The sequence below is a fragment of the Candidatus Bipolaricaulis anaerobius genome, assembly GCF_900465355.1.
Lineage (GTDB): Bacteria > Bipolaricaulota > Bipolaricaulia > Bipolaricaulales > Bipolaricaulaceae > Bipolaricaulis > Bipolaricaulis anaerobius.
Genome location: NZ_LS483254.1, coordinates 1,282,191 through 1,297,597, shown reverse-complemented (window position 1 = coordinate 1,297,597; position 15,407 = coordinate 1,282,191). Strand labels below are relative to the sequence as shown.

General features: G+C 66.0%; 13 protein-coding genes. 8 read left to right on the top strand and 5 right to left on the bottom strand.

Going from position 1 to position 15,407, the window contains the following annotated elements; translation table 11 throughout:
* Nucleotides 1-133: 133 nt before the first annotated feature.
* Entirely contained in the window at nucleotides 134-835 is a 702-nt protein-coding gene (locus tag BARAN1_RS06310; RefSeq protein ID WP_157959542.1) for a hypothetical protein, read from the bottom strand.
* A gap of 316 nt (nucleotides 836-1,151) precedes the next feature.
* Here BARAN1_RS06310 and BARAN1_RS06305 point away from each other — a divergent pair, with 316 nt between their 5' ends.
* Genes BARAN1_RS06305 through BARAN1_RS06290 form a run of 4 tightly spaced genes read left to right on the top strand, consistent with a single transcriptional unit; the run spans nucleotide 1,152 to nucleotide 4,633 of the window.
* Nucleotides 1,152-1,661: a GNAT family N-acetyltransferase gene (locus tag BARAN1_RS06305; protein ID WP_122031696.1), complete on the top strand. Its 510-nt coding sequence runs from the start codon at nucleotides 1,152-1,154 to the stop codon at nucleotides 1,659-1,661.
* Nucleotides 1,658-2,575 carry an ABC transporter ATP-binding protein gene (locus BARAN1_RS06300; protein WP_122031808.1) on the top strand — a complete coding sequence of 306 codons (918 nt, stop codon included), beginning with the start codon at nucleotides 1,658-1,660 and terminating at the stop codon, nucleotides 2,573-2,575. The genes BARAN1_RS06305 and BARAN1_RS06300 overlap by 4 nt, the downstream gene beginning before the upstream one ends.
* Nucleotides 2,562-3,275 (top strand): ABC transporter permease, encoded by a 714-nt coding sequence (locus BARAN1_RS06295; protein WP_157959541.1) that lies wholly within the window; start codon nucleotides 2,562-2,564, stop codon nucleotides 3,273-3,275. Before BARAN1_RS06300 ends, BARAN1_RS06295 begins: the two co-directional genes overlap by 14 nt.
* Nucleotides 3,275-4,633 (top strand): glycoside hydrolase family 13 protein, encoded by a 1,359-nt coding sequence (locus BARAN1_RS06290; RefSeq protein WP_231944303.1) that lies wholly within the window; start codon nucleotides 3,275-3,277, stop codon nucleotides 4,631-4,633. The genes BARAN1_RS06295 and BARAN1_RS06290 overlap by 1 nt, the downstream gene beginning before the upstream one ends.
* Here BARAN1_RS06290 and BARAN1_RS06285 read toward each other — a convergent pair whose 3' ends face one another.
* The 4 genes from BARAN1_RS06285 to BARAN1_RS06270 form a co-directional block, all read right to left on the bottom strand.
* Nucleotides 4,634-5,491, bottom strand: coding sequence for a sugar ABC transporter permease (locus BARAN1_RS06285; protein WP_231944260.1), 858 nt, complete (start codon nucleotides 5,489-5,491; stop codon nucleotides 4,634-4,636).
* The gene (gene malF / locus BARAN1_RS06280; RefSeq protein WP_122031693.1) at nucleotides 5,484-7,034 is read right to left on the bottom strand and encodes a maltose ABC transporter permease MalF; all 1,551 of its coding nucleotides are present in this window, start codon (nucleotides 7,032-7,034) and stop codon (nucleotides 5,484-5,486) included. Before malF ends, BARAN1_RS06285 begins: the two co-directional genes overlap by 8 nt.
* 44 nt (nucleotides 7,035-7,078) lie before the next feature.
* Nucleotides 7,079-8,281: a sugar ABC transporter substrate-binding protein gene (locus BARAN1_RS06275; RefSeq protein WP_122031692.1), complete on the bottom strand. Its 1,203-nt coding sequence runs from the start codon at nucleotides 8,279-8,281 to the stop codon at nucleotides 7,079-7,081.
* A 79-nt stretch (nucleotides 8,282-8,360) separates the two neighbouring features.
* Nucleotides 8,361-11,246, bottom strand: a complete 2,886-nt coding sequence (locus BARAN1_RS06270) for a glucodextranase DOMON-like domain-containing protein (RefSeq protein WP_122031691.1) — start codon at nucleotides 11,244-11,246, stop codon at nucleotides 8,361-8,363.
* Nucleotides 11,247-11,438: 192 nt separating this feature from the next.
* Between BARAN1_RS06270 and BARAN1_RS06265 the strand changes: the two genes are divergently transcribed.
* The 4 genes from BARAN1_RS06265 (at nucleotide 11,439) to BARAN1_RS06250 (ending at nucleotide 15,375) form a co-directional block, all read left to right on the top strand.
* The gene (locus BARAN1_RS06265) at nucleotides 11,439-12,218 is read left to right on the top strand and encodes a carbohydrate ABC transporter permease (protein WP_122031690.1); all 780 of its coding nucleotides are present in this window, start codon (nucleotides 11,439-11,441) and stop codon (nucleotides 12,216-12,218) included.
* Between the two features lie 79 nt (nucleotides 12,219-12,297).
* Entirely contained in the window at nucleotides 12,298-13,521 is a 1,224-nt protein-coding gene (locus tag BARAN1_RS06260; protein ID WP_122031689.1) for an ABC transporter substrate-binding protein, read from the top strand.
* Between the two features lie 67 nt (nucleotides 13,522-13,588).
* Complete coding sequence (locus tag BARAN1_RS06255) at nucleotides 13,589-14,593, top strand: carbohydrate ABC transporter permease (RefSeq protein ID WP_157959540.1); 1,005 nt, start codon at nucleotides 13,589-13,591, stop codon at nucleotides 14,591-14,593.
* The gene (locus BARAN1_RS06250) at nucleotides 14,590-15,375 is read left to right on the top strand and encodes a thermonuclease family protein (protein ID WP_122031687.1); all 786 of its coding nucleotides are present in this window, start codon (nucleotides 14,590-14,592) and stop codon (nucleotides 15,373-15,375) included. Before BARAN1_RS06255 ends, BARAN1_RS06250 begins: the two co-directional genes overlap by 4 nt.
* Nucleotides 15,376-15,407 lie beyond the last annotated feature (32 nt).

Sequence of the window (15,407 nt, the reverse complement as noted above, 5' to 3'; positions counted from 1 at the left end):
CCACCGGATGGCCGCTGGGTCCGCCCGCGGTGGGGTTTGTCACGCTCGTGACGGACAGCCGTCCCCGGGCGGGGGCAAGAAAAAGGACGGTGGGGCTCAGCCCCACCGTCCCACTTTGGTTCCGGGTCAGGCCCTAGGAGGAGAGGAGGAGGAACAGGAGCCCCCCCACCACGATGGGCACAAGGAAGATCGCGGACCACTGGGCCTGCTCGGCCTCCGCCAACTGCGCGAGCTCGGTCTTCAGGGCCTCGATCTCCTGGCGCTGGCTCGCCGCCTCGATCTGGACCTCCTCCACCACCGCCAGACGCTCGTCGAGGCTGGCACTCGTGGCCGCGAACGCCGCCTCGAGGCCCTCGATCTTCGCCCGGTTGTTGTCGATCCGCACCGACAGGGCCTCGTACGCCTTGTCCAGTGCCCCCAACCGTCGCTCGAACGATGCGAAGTCGTATCCCTCCAGGGCGCTCAGTCGTCCGTCGAGGTCCATGATCTTGGGGCCGATCCCGCCCTCGATCGCCTGTTCGACCGCCGTGAGGCGGCTGCCCAGCTCGGTGATCTGCCTGTCCTGATCGAGGAGCCGCTCCGCCAATTCCTCGAGGCCCATCTGGAAGACGAGGGACGTCCTCCCCAGTTCCTCGACGCGTGCGCCGAGCGTCGCTAGCGAGGTCTTCATCTCGACGATGAATCCCCGGAAGAAGTCCTCCACCTGGGAGAAGGCCTCCTCGAGCACCGTCACTTCCTCTTCGGCCGGGGGAAGCACGACCGCCTGTTGGGCGATGCCCCCTGCACAGGAGAGGAGCGCTCCCACCAGCAGTCCACCTACAAGTCGTTTGGCCATCACGCGTGCCCTCCTTTCTTGCATTTCGGTGCGATCCCATCCGCACCCTAGCCGACCACGCCCGTGGTGGCAGCACCCCGTGGGTCCCCGGGAGGCCATGTTCGTCGCCGCGCTGCCGGACACCGGTCCCCTCTCCGGCGGCGGGCCCGTCCGCGGTTGAGGGTCCCCCTTATCGGGGGTAGAGTTGCGCCTGTTCGCAGTTCTATTGCCCTAACCCAAGGAGGCGGGAGTCATGGAGGGGCGGTTCTCTACCGCGGGAACGCCGGCTGGACGCTGGCCAGGACGAAGCAGCGCGTCCTCCATGCGGTAGGGGGCCATGGGTGAGACCTGGGGGGTGGGGCTGCGGCCGGTCCGGGCGGAGGACCGCTCCCTCATCGCGGGTTGGCTCACCGACCGGGAGCTGAGGCGGTTCACCGGCCGCCGGGCCCTGCCGTGGAGAGGGGAGACGCCCCACGATGTGCAGTTCCTCATCCTCCTGGGGGAGGAACGCCGCCCGATCGGGCTGTGCGGGCTCTATGGGATCGCGCCGGAGGAGGGGACGGCGGAGGTCGGGATCCTCCTCGGGGAGAGGGACAGCTGGGGGCATGGGTACGGACCGGAGGCGCTGCGGCTCCTCCTCCGCTATGCCTACAGCGATCTCGGGTTGCGGGGGGTCTCCCTCTGTGTCCACGCCACAAACGCCCGGGCGATCCGCGCCTACGAGAAGGTGGGGTTCACTGTGGAGCAGCATCTGACCTTGGGACGATGGTTGTTCGGCCAGGGGGTGGACTACCTCATCATGACCTCGTGCGCCCCGGGACGCGAAGCGGAGGGGGGGGAGAGATGATCCACACCGAAGCCCTGACCCGGACGTTCGGCAGCCGCACGGCCGTGGACGGGCTGGACCTCGACGTGCGGGAGGGGGAGATCGTGGGGCTCCTCGGCCCCAACGGGGCGGGGAAGACGACCACGGTGCGCATGCTCGCCTGCCTCCTCTCCCCGACGAGCGGCCGGGCATGGGTCGCCGGGCACGAGGTGGGGAAGGAGGAGCAAGCGATCCGATCCCAGGTGGGGATCCTCACCGAGGCGCCGGGGTTCTACAAGCGCCTCTCTGTCGAGCGCAACCTGCGGTACTTCGCTGAGCTCTATGGGGTGAGCGATCCCCGCCGCCGCGTTCAGCACTACCTGGCACGGCTTGGACTGGCCGATCGATCAGGTGACGCGGTGGCGACCCTCTCCAAGGGCCTCCGGCAGCGGTTGGCCCTCGCGCGGGCCCTCGTCCATGAGCCGCCGGTCCTGTTCCTCGACGAGCCGACCTCCGGCCTCGACCCGGAGAGCGCCCGCGACGTGCGCCGGTTCATCGGGGAACTGGCGAGCGAGCGGCGGACCGTCCTCCTGTGCACGCACAACCTCCCCGAGGCGGAGGAGCTGTGCGGCCGGATCGCCGTGCTCCGCACCCGCCTCATCGCCCTCGATCGCCCGGAGGCCCTCAAGGAACGGATGTCGGGATCGCGGGTCATCGTGGAGCTCGCGAACCCGCGGGCGGAGTTCGCGACGGGGGTTCAGCTGCCGTTCGTGCGGGCGGCATCCCTCGACGGCACCGCCCTCGCGGTCGAGGTGGCGGACCCGGAGCGGGACGTCCCGGCCCTCGTCCGCCGGTTGGTGGAGCTGGGGGCGGAGATCCGTTCCGTACAGCGCGATGAGCGGACGCTCGAGGACGTGTACCTTGAGCTCGTGGGGGGGGACGATGCCTCGGCTTAGGGCGCTCATGGTCAAGGAGTGGGAGGAGCTCGCGAAGATCAAGATGGTCCTCTACGGGGCCCTGTTCCTCCCCTTGTTCATGGGCGGGTTGGCGGGGTTTATGGTGTGGCAGGGCCAGGGGCTCCCACCCGAGGCGCAGGCGACCCTGTTCAACACGGCGCTCATGTACTTCCTCATCCTCCCGGTGATGATCCCGGTCACGCTCGCCGTGTACTCGATCGTCGGGGAGAAGGAGCAGGGGACCCTGGAACCCCTCCTCGCCACCCCGCTCACGGACTGGGAGATCTTCGTGGGGAAGGCCCTGGTGGCGGTGCTCCCCTCGGTCGGCCTCACGTGGGGGGTGTTCCTCCTCTTCCTCGCGGCCGCCCACATCATGCTCGGTGGGATCCCGGCTGGTGTGCTCTCGGTCCCGTGGCTCGTCTCGATCTTCGCCCTGTCGCCGCTGCTCGCCGTGTTCGGAGTGCTCGTGTCCATGCTCGTCTCGTCGCGGACGAGCGACCCGCGCGCCGCCTACCAGTTTTCGGGGTTGGCCGTGATTCCTACCCTGATCCCCCTCATCGTCTACTCCGTGCAGATGACCGCGGTGAACCTCCTCCTCGTGATCCTGGAGGGGGGGATCCTCGTCGTCCTCGATGGGGTCCTCCTCTATCTGGCGGTGAAGCTGTTCCGCCGCGAGGAGATCCTCACCCGGTGGAAGTGATGCGCCCCCCGGCGTGGGTCCGGGATGCCGTGTTCTACCAGATCTTCCCGGACCGGTTCTGCAACGGGGACCCCGGGAACGACCCTCCCGGCACGGTCCCGTGGGACGAGCGACCGACCCATGGCTCGTTCGCGGGGGGAGACCTCGTGGGGATCCTCGCCAAGCTCCCGTACCTGGAGGCCCTCGGGGTGAACGCCCTCTACCTCACGCCGATCTTCACCGGGGCGACGAACCACAAGTACGATGGGGAGGATTACTTCCGGGTGGATCCCGCCTTCGGGGGCGATCGCGCGTTCCAGTCTCTCCTCGCCGCGGCCCATGGCCGGGGGATGCGGGTCGTCCTCGATGGCGTATTCAACCACTGTGGGGTGGGGCACCCCTTCTTTCAGGACGTGGTGGAGCGGGGTCGGAGTTCCCCGTACTGGGATTGGTTTCGGATCCGCGGCGATCGGCCCTATGCCACGCCTCATCCCAACTACGCGTGTTGGGCCGGACATGCCCAGCTTCCGGAGTGGAACCACGACCACCCCCCCGTGCGCGACTACCTCCTCTCCGTGGTGCGCCATTGGCTCGATGAGCGCGGTGGGGATGGGTGGCGGCTGGACACGGTGGAGTACCTCCCCCCCGACTTCGTGCGCGACGTGTACCGGGAGAGCAAGGCGGTGAACCCCGACGCGTACGTCCTCGGAGAGGTGATGGGCCTTGCCACGTCGTGGTTTCGCCACGGGGCCCTGGATGGGGTGATGCACTACAAGCTCCGCGAGGGCCTGGTCCGCTTCCTGGCGGAAGGAGCGTGGGATGCGCCGCGGTTCGCTCGCTACGTGCACGGCCTTTGGGCGAGCTACCCTCCCGCGGCGAACTACGCCTGCTACACCCTGCTTGGGAGCCACGACGTGCCGCGGTTCCTCACCCTATGCCGTGGCGACAGGCGGAAGCTCGTGCTGGGGGCGGCGTTCCTGGTCGCGTTCCCCGGCGCGCCGGCCATCTACTATGGAGACGAGGTCGGGGTCGAGGGAGGGGAGGATCCCGATTGTCGCCGCACGTTCTCCTGGGACGAGCAGAAGTGGGATCGTGATCTCCTTGATGCCTTCCGGACCCTCGTTCGCCTGCGGCGGGAGGAGCCCGTGCTCCGGCGGGGGGGCGTGCGGTGGGCCGATGCCCACGGAAGGTCCCTCCTCTTGGTGCGGGACCTGCCCCCGGCCGAGGTCGCCTTCGCCCTCAACGCTGGGGAAGAGGAGACGGTCGTGGATCTCCCCATGGGCGGGCGGTGGACCGACCTCCTCACCGCGGAGCGCGTTGCGGGGAAGGTGGGCGTGCCGGGGATGGGGTTCCGCTACCTGAAGCGGGGAGAGGGTTAGCTATTCCTTCACCGCGCCGCCGGTGAGGCCGGAGATGATGAGCTTCTGCAGGGGGAGGAAGATCGCGAGGATGAGGAGGGCCCCGAGGATCGCCGCCGCCGAGAACACGCCCCACCGCCGATCGTAAGCCTGTTGGATGAAAAACCGCAGGCCAACGGCGAGGGTGTACATCTCCGTCCCCTTGAGGAGGATGCTCGCCAGGACGTACTCCGAGTAGGTGGTGATGAACTGGATGATGAGCACCACAGCGAGGATCGGTCGGGCGAGCGGAAGCACGATCCGCAGGAAGGCCTGGAACGGCGTTGCCCCGTCCACGAGGGCCGATTCCTCCACCGAGCGCGGGATCGTGTCGAAGTACCCCTTCATGAACCAGGTGTTGAACCCCATCGCTCCCCCCAGGTAGACCATGATCAGCCCAGGATGGGTGTTGTACCCCAGCCAGGGGACGAACTCCTTGATCTTGATGAGGAGGAGGTAGATCGCCACCATCGCCAGCATCTGGGGGAACATCTGGACGAGGAGGAGGGCGAGGAGCCCTGCCCGGCGGCCGCGGAACCGGAACCGGGAGAACGCGTACGCGCCGAGCGCGCACAGGAAAACCGTGATCGCGGCTGTAGTCCCCGACACGATGACCGTGTTCAGGACCCACCTGGGGAACGGGATCGTGGGATCGGTGAACAGCCGCCGGTAGTGCTCGAGCGTTGGATTCGCCGGGAGGAGCTTCTGCTCGAGGAGGTTGTTCGTGGGGTTGAACGAGGCGGACAGGATCCACAGGATCGGGAACAGGGCGTAGATCACCCCAATCCAGATCAGGGCGTGGCGCACGATGAGGCCGATCCGGCTTGGACGGCTATACACTGCGGCTCACATCCTCCAGCGCGCGGGTGAACCGGAAGTTCACTGCGCTGATCACGGCGATGATGATGAAGATGATGATCGACACCGCCGATGCCAGCCCCAGCTGGTTCCCGCGCTCCCCCTCGAACGCGAGGCGGTAGGTCCAGGAGATGAGGATGTCCGTGGCCCCGGCAGGGGTGGCCGCGCCGAGCACGGCCGGTCGTCCCGCGGTGACAAGCCAGATGATGGTGAAATTGTTGAACGTGAACGCGAAGGAACCGATGAGGAGCGGGGCTACGCTCACCCAGAGGAGGGGCATCGTGATCCGCCAGAACCTCTGCCAGCTCGTGGCTCCATCCACCCGCGCCGCTTCGAACAGCTCCTGGGAGATGCTCTGCAACGCCCCCAGCGAGACGATCATCATGTACGGGTAAGTCAACCAGACGTTGATGAAGATCAGCGCCGTCCGAGCCCACATCGGGTCCTGCAACCAGCGCACCTTCACCCCAAACAGGTCCCCGAGGACGCGGTTGATGACCCCGAGGTCGGTGTTGAACAGCCCCGCCCACACGAGGGCGGAGATGAACGCGGGCATCGCATAGGGGATGATGAGGAGCGAGCGGTAGACAAACCGGCCCCGCACGTAGGGGTCGTTGAGGAGGTAGGCGAGCCCGAGGCCGACCGCGAAGCTGAAGAACACGCTCAGGAACGACCACGCCAACGTCCAGCCGAACACACGGGTGAAGTCGGCACGGATGCCGGGGTTGGTGAGGACGTCGAGGTAGTTCCGGAACCCCACGTAGATCTGGAACCCGGGCTCGATGCGAACCCCCTCGGGCGAGGTGAAGTACCCCTCCTTGGTGTAGTACGTGGCGTTCGTTTCCAGGTCCAGTATCGCATCCTGGTCGGGAAGGTACTGGTACTTCCGCAGGAACGTCCCGAACTCCCGGACGCTCGTCAGCCGCACGTGTGCCTCCCCCCACCGCAGGTCGAGCGCCTCCAAGGCGCCCAGGGACTGGTAAACCTCGGGGAGGGTGAGCCGCGTGTAGCCATCGAACGAGATCACCGTCCCGTCCTCTCCCCGCACGAACCGCGGGTCGGAGAGGTCCACTGGGACGAGCTCGTTCCCCTGAGAGAGGAACGTGCGGCCATCGCTTGACGTGAGGAGCAGCGCGAGCTCCCCCTGCGCGTTGCGGAACGCCCAGAACGTGAACGTCTCCGGCTGAGGGGGGAGGTAGTAGCGGCCCTCGAGCTGGGCGATGACCTGGGCTTTGGTGAGGAGGTTTCCCGTCTGGAGGTTGGTCAGGGAGACGTTCACCGTGTACCCGATCGGGTACACGACCATCGCGAACAGGAATACGAGCCCGGGGAGGAGGAACCGCAGCGGGTACGCCCGGCGGGAAAGGATGACGAAGTTGAGGACGAGGGTGCCGATCCCGAGGACGGCGAGGAGGATGTAATCGCCGCGGAAGAGGAGGGCGATCACGGCCCATAGAGCGGCCGCGTCGAGGAGGGCGACGAACCCGTACTTGAGCCCCTGGGTGAGGAGGGACCGCCCGTTCATGGGGGAAGCGGGGGGCAGCCCCGGGCTGCCCCCCGTGGGTTCACCTACTCACACTTGAGGGCGGCCTTGATCTTCGCGACCGCTTCCTGCAACGCTTGCTCAGGTGTGGCCTGGCCGTTGGCGATCAGGCTCTGAGCATCGGACCATGCTCCCCACACCGACGCCATCTCCGGGATGTTCGGCATGGGGACCCCGTACTGACCTTGTAGGCCCCACGCGGCGATGTCCGGATCGCTCGACACGATCTCGAACGTCGGCAGATGGGCCGGCGGCCGCGGGTTCCGCTCGTAGAGGGCGAGCATCGTGTCCGTGGTCGCCACGTAGTTGAGGAGGAAGTCAAGGGCGAGGATCTTGTTCTGGCTGAACGAGCTCACCATGAACCCCTGCACGCCGATGAACGGCTTGGGCACCCCGTAGCTCCCATCCGCGCAGCGAATGGAGGGGATCATGGCGATGCCATAGTCGATCCCTGCTGCCACCGTGTCCGCCACGAGCCACGGTCCGGAGATGACCATCGCCGCGTTCCCGCCGAAGAACAGGGCGCGCATCGTGTCCCAGCTGACGCCGGACGGGAGGAGCCCCTCGGCGATCATGTCCGCGAACAGCTGCGCCCCGCGCAGGGCCCCTTCGTTGGCCAGCCCGACGTCGCACGGGTTGAGGGAACCATCGGGGTTCGTCCCGAACACGTAGCCCCCGCACGCGGACAGCATCGGGAACCAGTGGTACGGATCCGGCCCGTTCTGGAAGACAAGCGCGTACATCGGCTTCGTCGGGTCTGTGATCTCGCGCGCGAACTCTAGGAGCTCATCCCACGTCTCCGGCATCTCCGGAACGAGGGCCTTGTTGTAGATGATGGCGATGTTCTCCGTCCCCTGGGGGACGCCGTAGTTCTGCCCGCCGTAGGAGAACGCCTGGACGGCCGGCGCGCTGAACTCGGCGAGCTTCGGTCCGAAGTTGATCGGCTCCAGGAGCCCGTTCGCGGCGAGCTCCCCCACCCAGTCGTGGGCGCCGACGATGATGTCGGGGCCCTGCCCCGTCGGTGCTGCGGTGATGAACTGGCCTCGGATCTGGTCGTACGCGATCTCGACGACCTCGACCTCAACCCCGGTCGTCGCCGCGAACTCCCCCGCGATGTCCCGCAGCACGGGGGCCCGCGTGTCGTCGGCCCAGATCACAAGCTTCGGGGCCTGGGCGAACGCTACCAGCCCCACCGTCAGTGCCATCAGTATCCCTACAAGTTTCCGCATGTTGACCTCCTTTGTTCACTCGATCTAGCTTGATGGATCACCGTTGTCGAACCACGATGTCGGTTCCGGTCTCACCTCCTTAGAACGCGACGGCAATAGGTCGAAGCACAGTGTACCTCTGCTCGGCCCCATCGTACCCGGCGAGGAGGACCTCTTGGGAGGTCCCCGCTGGGGCGAGGTAATCGTAGATCTGGGGCGCCCACAGGGGATCCGGACAGCCGCCGCCGGTCCACTCCCCGGCCGCCACCCTGATCGGGCGGAGGTGGTTGGCGCCGTAGCCGTCCTGGGAGCCGACGAGGACATAATGCCAGCCCCGGATCTCGGGAAGGAGCGTCTTGGGGATGGTGACGATGATCCGTCCCCGCTTGGGGTCGCTCGCCACCTCGATGAGGAACGGTCCCTCCCCGCTCGACAGCCACAGGTGCCGACCGTAGGCGGGCCACCCCGCTACCTTCACAAAACAGTCCCACGGATGATCGGGGTCGAACGCCACCTGGGCGGCCTTCCCCTCCTCGTGGGCATCGGTCCGGCCGCCAGGGGCGACGTCGAGGTACAGGTAGAGGATGGGGTGGGAGAAGCCATGCGGCCCGTTCCACGGGTTGGGGAGGGTGGGGAACTCGAACGTAAGCTGCCAGCGATCGGCCGCGTCGTAGATTGCGTAGCGGAGGAGGTCGAACAGCCCGGGCTCGGCGAAGACGCTGTTGAGGGGGTAGACGTACGTCCCTATCCCGTGGTCATCGCCTGCCGGGTCCTCCATCGCCCACACCTCGACCCCCTGGACGAGGGTCGGGATCCGTGCCTCGAGGGGCCGTTCCGGAGCGATCCCGAGGAGCTCCCCTGCTTGCTCGAGCGCGAGGGCGAGGACCAAGCCCTGTCCCGGCTCCACCCCCAGCTCCTCGAACGGGATCTGAAACTCGATGACCTCGTCCAGGTGAGCGACGCGGGAGGTGAGGGTGCGCACGGGCGAGGCGAGCCGCCAGCGCCCCATCCCGTCCGCAGCGTAGCGGAACACGTACCCCGAGCCGTCCGCCTTCACCTTGGCCAGGTCGAGCTCGACGGCCGAGACGAGGGGGAACCCGAGGGGTTCGCCGCTGTGGCGAGTGACGACGTTTGCCTTCTCCCCCGGCTTCCCCGTGGCGTAGAGGACGAGCTTGGTCTCGGTTCCGGAGAGATCCCGCGGGGAAGGATCGAGATCGGCGCGCACGTAGAGGGAGGATTCCCCGTACGCGAACGCGGCGGCGCGGATTGAACCCTGCCCGGGCACCGCCACTGCCTCCGCCCACTCGCCGGGGTCCGTGACGCGGCCGTCCACCGCCGGCTTGGCCTCCCCCAGGCTCGCCGTGATCGGGATCCTCAACCGGAGGGAGAGGACGGTGGGGATGTCCGCATCCGCGTACCCCACCGCCCGGTAGGCGCCCACGAGGTGGGCCTTCATGAGCCAGTCGTAGAGGTCATCCGTTCCGGAGTCCTGATCTGCCCCATACCACCAGAACCAGTCCGACCCCTCAGCGGCATACAGGGCGTCTAGGGCGGCGGGGTTGGGATCATCGGCGAACACCGCCTCCCTGGCTTGGCCCAACCGCTCCCACGCCTCGTCCTCCTCCGGCTCCCCGCGCCAGGTGGAGAGGTCGCCGGCCCAGGACCCGGTGGGAACGGAAGGGATCTCCGCAACGGCGGGGTGGCAGGCCACGAACCCTCCCGGGGTCACGGTGTTGATCCACTCCGCCTCGCGGAACGACTGGTAGAGAGAACGAAGGAACTCCCGGCCGTTGTCCGGGTACCCGGCCATGAACATCCAGTTCTCCCCGTCGAGGGCGATCACGAGGACGTGCTCCTCCGGTGAGGCGAGGGCCTCCCAGTAGCTGCGGATCTCGGCCAGGAGGTCCGAGACCGCCTCAGCGGTCGGCTTGTTCCCGTAGGCGAAGCTGATCTTGTCGGAGATGTCGTGGTCCCGGAACAGGATCGTCATGTTCCCGAACCGCCACGGCCGGGTGAGCTCGTCCCGGTTGGGGGTGCGACCGAGCGCCGCGGCGAGCGTCCACTCGTCGGCCACAGTCCAGGTGAACCCCGCCTCCCCGAGGAGCTCCACCGCCCGCTCCGAGACGGCTTGTTCCGGCGGCCACACCCCCACCGCCTTCGCGCCGAACAGAGCTTGGTGCTGGGCTTGGGCCCGGGCGAGCTGGCCGAGGATGTCTTCTTCCCACCCCCGTTCCGCCAAGAGGGGGAGGATCGGGTGGTAGAACGGGCTCGTGATGAGCTCGGCTCCGAGTTCTCGCGCCTCCCGGTAGGCCTCCACCACCCGGGTGAGCACCTCGTGCTGGGCTTGGATCAACCGGACGACGTCCTCTTGGGTGAACCCGGACTTCCCCCGGAGGTCCGGAAGCCCGAGCTCGTCGTGGAGCTCAGGGGAGATCTGCCACAGGAGGAACAGCCCCGCTGCATCGAGGAGCTCCTCGTCGGTGAGGGTTCGCTCCCCCTTGAGCTGGTTGAGCTCGGCATAGCGGGGGTCGTAATACTTCCCGCCGGGACGGAGCATGTACCCGTTGATCCAGAAGAACTGGTCCTGCATCGCCGCCCGCTCCTCAGGGGTGATCGACCCCGGGTCGGTGACGAGCTTCCAGGTCCAGTTGAGGTGGTTATCCACCGCCCCGATGTACTGGTAGAGGCCCCCCTTCTCCCGCTCCTCCTCGGTGATCTCCACGTAGTCCGAAAGCTGCCAGAGGAGGCTCGGCTGGAGGTTGTAGGTGACCTCGACCCCGGGGTGCTCGCGGAGGATCCGCGGGGAGTCGAGGTACTCTTGGACCCCGTGGACCCGCACCCAGGGGAGCTCGTACTCGCCGGTGAGGCGGTTCCAGTACAAGGGCTGGTGCTGATGCCACACGATCGCCACGTTGAGGGGTCCTTTGGGCAAGCCAACCAGGGTTACAGCAAGGAGTAGGGCACTCACGGTCATCACGACGCGCATCGTCCACCTCCGATTCCGAGTTTACCGCGAGCCCGCATGTGCTGCACCCTCCGTTGACCGATCACGACCCCCCTCGCTATACTCCCGTCCCGCGTATCGGGGCGAGGCAGAGGAGGAACGCTGGCACCCAAGGGGTCCGACACCCGCTACCTGGTCCGCCGGGGAGCCTACCGGGGGCTCCTCTACTTCCTCATGGCGGTGGGCTGCGCCATCATGCTCTTGCCGTTCTTCTGGATGGTGACGACCTCGCTCAAGACGGAGGCGGGCGCGATGCGGATGCCGCCCCAGTGGATCCCCCCCGAGCCTCAGTGGGAGAACTACGTTGTGGCCTGGAATATGGCGCCGTTCGGCCGCTACTTCTTCAACAGCTTCTTCATCGCCATCATGTGCACGATCGGCGAGGTCATCACGACGATCCTCGCTGCCTACGCGTTTGCGAAGATGCGTTTCATCGGGAAGGACGTCCTGTTCGCGATCTTCCTCGGTACGCTGATGATCCCGGGGGAGATGCTCCTCGTGCCGAACTACGTTACGCTGACGCGGCTCGGCTGGCTCGATCGGTACGAAGGGTTGATCATCCCCTGGATTGTGTCCGTGTTCGGGATCTTCCTCCTCCGTCAGTTCTTCCGGTCGATCCCGGACGAGCTATGGGACGCGGCGCGCATCGATGGCTGCTCGCGCCTCCGCTACCTGTGGCGCGTCATCGTGCCCCTTTCCAAGCCCGCGATCCTCACGGTGGCCCTGTTCAAGTTCCTCGGGAGCTGGAACTCCTTCCAGTGGGTGCTCTTGATGACGAACTCGGCGTCCATGCGCACGGTCCCGGTCGGGTTGATGACGTTCAGCAGCGACATCGGGACGGCCTACCACCTTCTCATGGCTGCCTCGGTGATGGCCATCGTTCCGATTCTCATCCTGTTTTTCTTCACCCAGAAGCAGTTCATCCAGGGCGTGGCGAGGACGGGGATCAAGTGATGGCTGCGAACAAAGGAGGTGATCTCCAAAGGTCAGATCGTGGATTCGGTGATGGACCGCACGTAACCAAGGAGGGAACATGCTGCGCAAGATGGTTGTAGGTTTGTTGGGTCTCCTTCTCGGCACGGTCGCCCTCGCGGCGAACGAGCCGGTCACCATTGATTTCTGGCACGCGATGAGCTCGGGCCACCAGCCCAACCTCCAGAAACTGGTGGATGATTTCATGGCGGAGTACCCGTACATCACGGTGAACTTGACCTATCAGGGGTCCTACAGCGCGCTGCAGGGCAAGATCAACGCGGCGGTCGCCGCCGGCAACCTGCCGACGATCGCCCAGGTCTACGAGAACTGGGTTACCCCGATCCAGTCCCTTCTTTATCCGATCGGGCCCCACATGACGGCGGAGGAGATCGCCGACATCATTGACGGACTCGTCCCGAGCAACACGTACAACGGTGTCCTGACGACGGTCCCGTTCAACAAGTCGATCATGGTCCTGTACTACAACGCTGATCTTATCCCGAACCCGCCCACGACGTGGGGGGAGTTCTACGACCTCGCGAAGGCGCTCACCGTGGATCTGGACGGGGATGGGAAGATCGATCGGTACGGGACGGCGCTGCGCCCAGCGGCGAACCCCGAGCAGTTCCTGGTGTTCCTCGACCAGGCCGGCGGCTCGATCCTGAACGACGACTGGACGGCGGTCACGCTCTGTGAGGAGCCGGGCATAACGGCGGTTGAGTTCTGCGGACGGCTCATTCCCTACACATTCGTCACCGCCGAATACATCAGCGACCACATGGGCAAGGTCGCGATGTTCATCGACACCTCAGCGGGGTACCCCTACAACAGCAAGGCGGCTACGAACGCTGGGTACACGCTCGGCGTGGCGATGCTCCCCGCTGGGCCGGTCAACCGCAGTTCGATGATCCAGGGCACGAACCTTGCCGTCTTCAACACCCCGAACCAGACCCAGGCCCAGAAGGATGCGGCGGTGCTCCTCGCCCGCTTCCTCCTTCGTCCGGAGAATACCGCGTACTGGGCGATGAAGAGCGGCTACCAGCCGGTCACCAAGTCGGCGTACCAGCTCCCGGCGTGGAAGGAGTTCGTGGCGGCGAACCCGTACCAGCAAGCGATGTCGGACCAAATGCTCCTTGGGTTCTCGCAGATCCTTCACCCGAACTACGGCGACATGCGCACCGTCCTCTCGACCAAGTTCGATGAGATCATGCGCGGCGCCGTATCGCCCCTCGACGGCCTGCGGGCGATGTGCGAGGAGATCGAGGCCTTGCTCGAGTACTAACCACGGAAGAGCTGGCTCGCGAGGGGGATCATGTCCCCCTCGCGAGCTGGCGGTGGACGGTGAACCGATGGCGGATCGAAGTGGACAAGAGAGGGCGGGCCCGGTGCTCCCCTTCTGGCAGCGGGTGGGGGGGACACTGAACCCGGTCAGCTGGTACCGGAAGGATCCCGCCCTGTGGCGGGAGTCCGGCACGGCGTACCTCTACCTCCTCCCTGCGCTGATCATCCTCGGCGTTTTCGTTTTCTATCCCTTCTTCTCCGCGTTCTACATCAGCTTGTTCAAGTGGGGCCTTCTGCCGCCGCGACCTTACGTCGGGTTCGCTAACTACAGCTACATCTTCAACGACAAGTACTTTTGGCGCGCCATGTGGCACACGTTCTACTACGTCATCATCACCGTCCCGGTCACGTTGTTCCTGGCGATCCTTGTCGCGACGCTCCTGAATAAGGGGCTGCGGTTCCTATCGTTCGCGCGGACGTCGTTCTTCCTGTCCTACATCAGCCCGATCGTGGCGATCGCCATGGTGTGGCGGTGGATGTACAATGCGGACTACGGCCTCATCAACTACCTTCTGTCGCTTCTCAACAAGTTGCCGTTCGTGCACATCGATCCTATCGCCTGGCTTAACGATCCGAGATATTCTATTCCGGCGCTCATCATCCTCAGCGTGTGGCACTATGTTGGCTACCACGCGATCATCCTCCTCGCCGGGATGCAGAATATCGAGCAGCAGTACTACGATGCCGCGAAGGTAGATGGGGCGAGCGGTTTTCAGACGTGGCTTCATGTGACGGTCCCCCTCTTGACACCGCAGCTCTTCTTCGTACTGATCATGTCGCTCATCGGCTCGTTCAAGGTGTTCACGGAGGTGATTACCCTCTTCAACGGACCGGGGCCGCTCCGCAGCGCGGAGACGATCGTGTACTACATCCTGCGGATGTCGGGGCGCATCGACAGCGCGACGATGCACCTTGGGCGCGCTGCCGCCGGTTCGGTGGTCCTGTTCGGCATCATCTTCGTCCTCACCATCTTCCAGATGACGGTCACGCAGCGGCGGGTGCACTACCAATGAGGCGGGCTGGCGTCCTGGCTTTCGCGGGGGTGTTGGCCCTCGCCATCATCGGGGTGGGAGAGGCCGAGGCCCCCGATCCGAGCCGGGCGACGATCACGAGCCGCGTGCTCCGGGTCATCGACGGCGACACGGTGGACATCCGTGGGAGCCAGCGCGTTCGCCTGCTCGGCATTGACACCCCCGAGCTTGGGGAACCGTACTCGGAGGAGGCGATCGCGTTCACGAAGCGCCTTCTTCTCTTCAAGACCGTGCGCCTAGAGCTCGACGTGAAGGAGCGCGACGTCTACGATCGGCTCCTCGCCTATGCCTACGTCGAGACGGACGAGGGATGGGTGATGGCGAACCTCGAGATCGTGCGCGCTGGTTTGGCACGGCTCCTCATCATCCCCCCGAACGGGAAGTACCGCGCCCAGTTCGAGGCGGCGCAGCTCGAGGCGATGATCCACCATCGCGGCCTCTGGGGGACGGTGGGCGAGGTCCTCACGGTATCCGAGCTTGAGGCGAGGATCAGCGAGGTCGTGAATCAGGTCGTGACCGTGCGGCTCACGGTGGCCGCGGTGCTGGCCGCCGGGAATGGCCGGCGCGTTGATCCAAGTGAAACGAGGTTTGGGTTCCACCTCTTCCTCGTGGCGACGTGTCCGCCGGTCAGCCTTGGGCCGGGCACGGAGATCCTCGCTACGGGGGTGGTCGAGTACGCGTCGCTCAAAGACGGGCCGCGCATCCTGATCGAGGATCCAACCCAGATCGTTCTCGCAACGGACGTCGAGGCGGGTTCGCCTTAGGCGGGGAGGCCTACTGCTCCGGACCCTGTTGT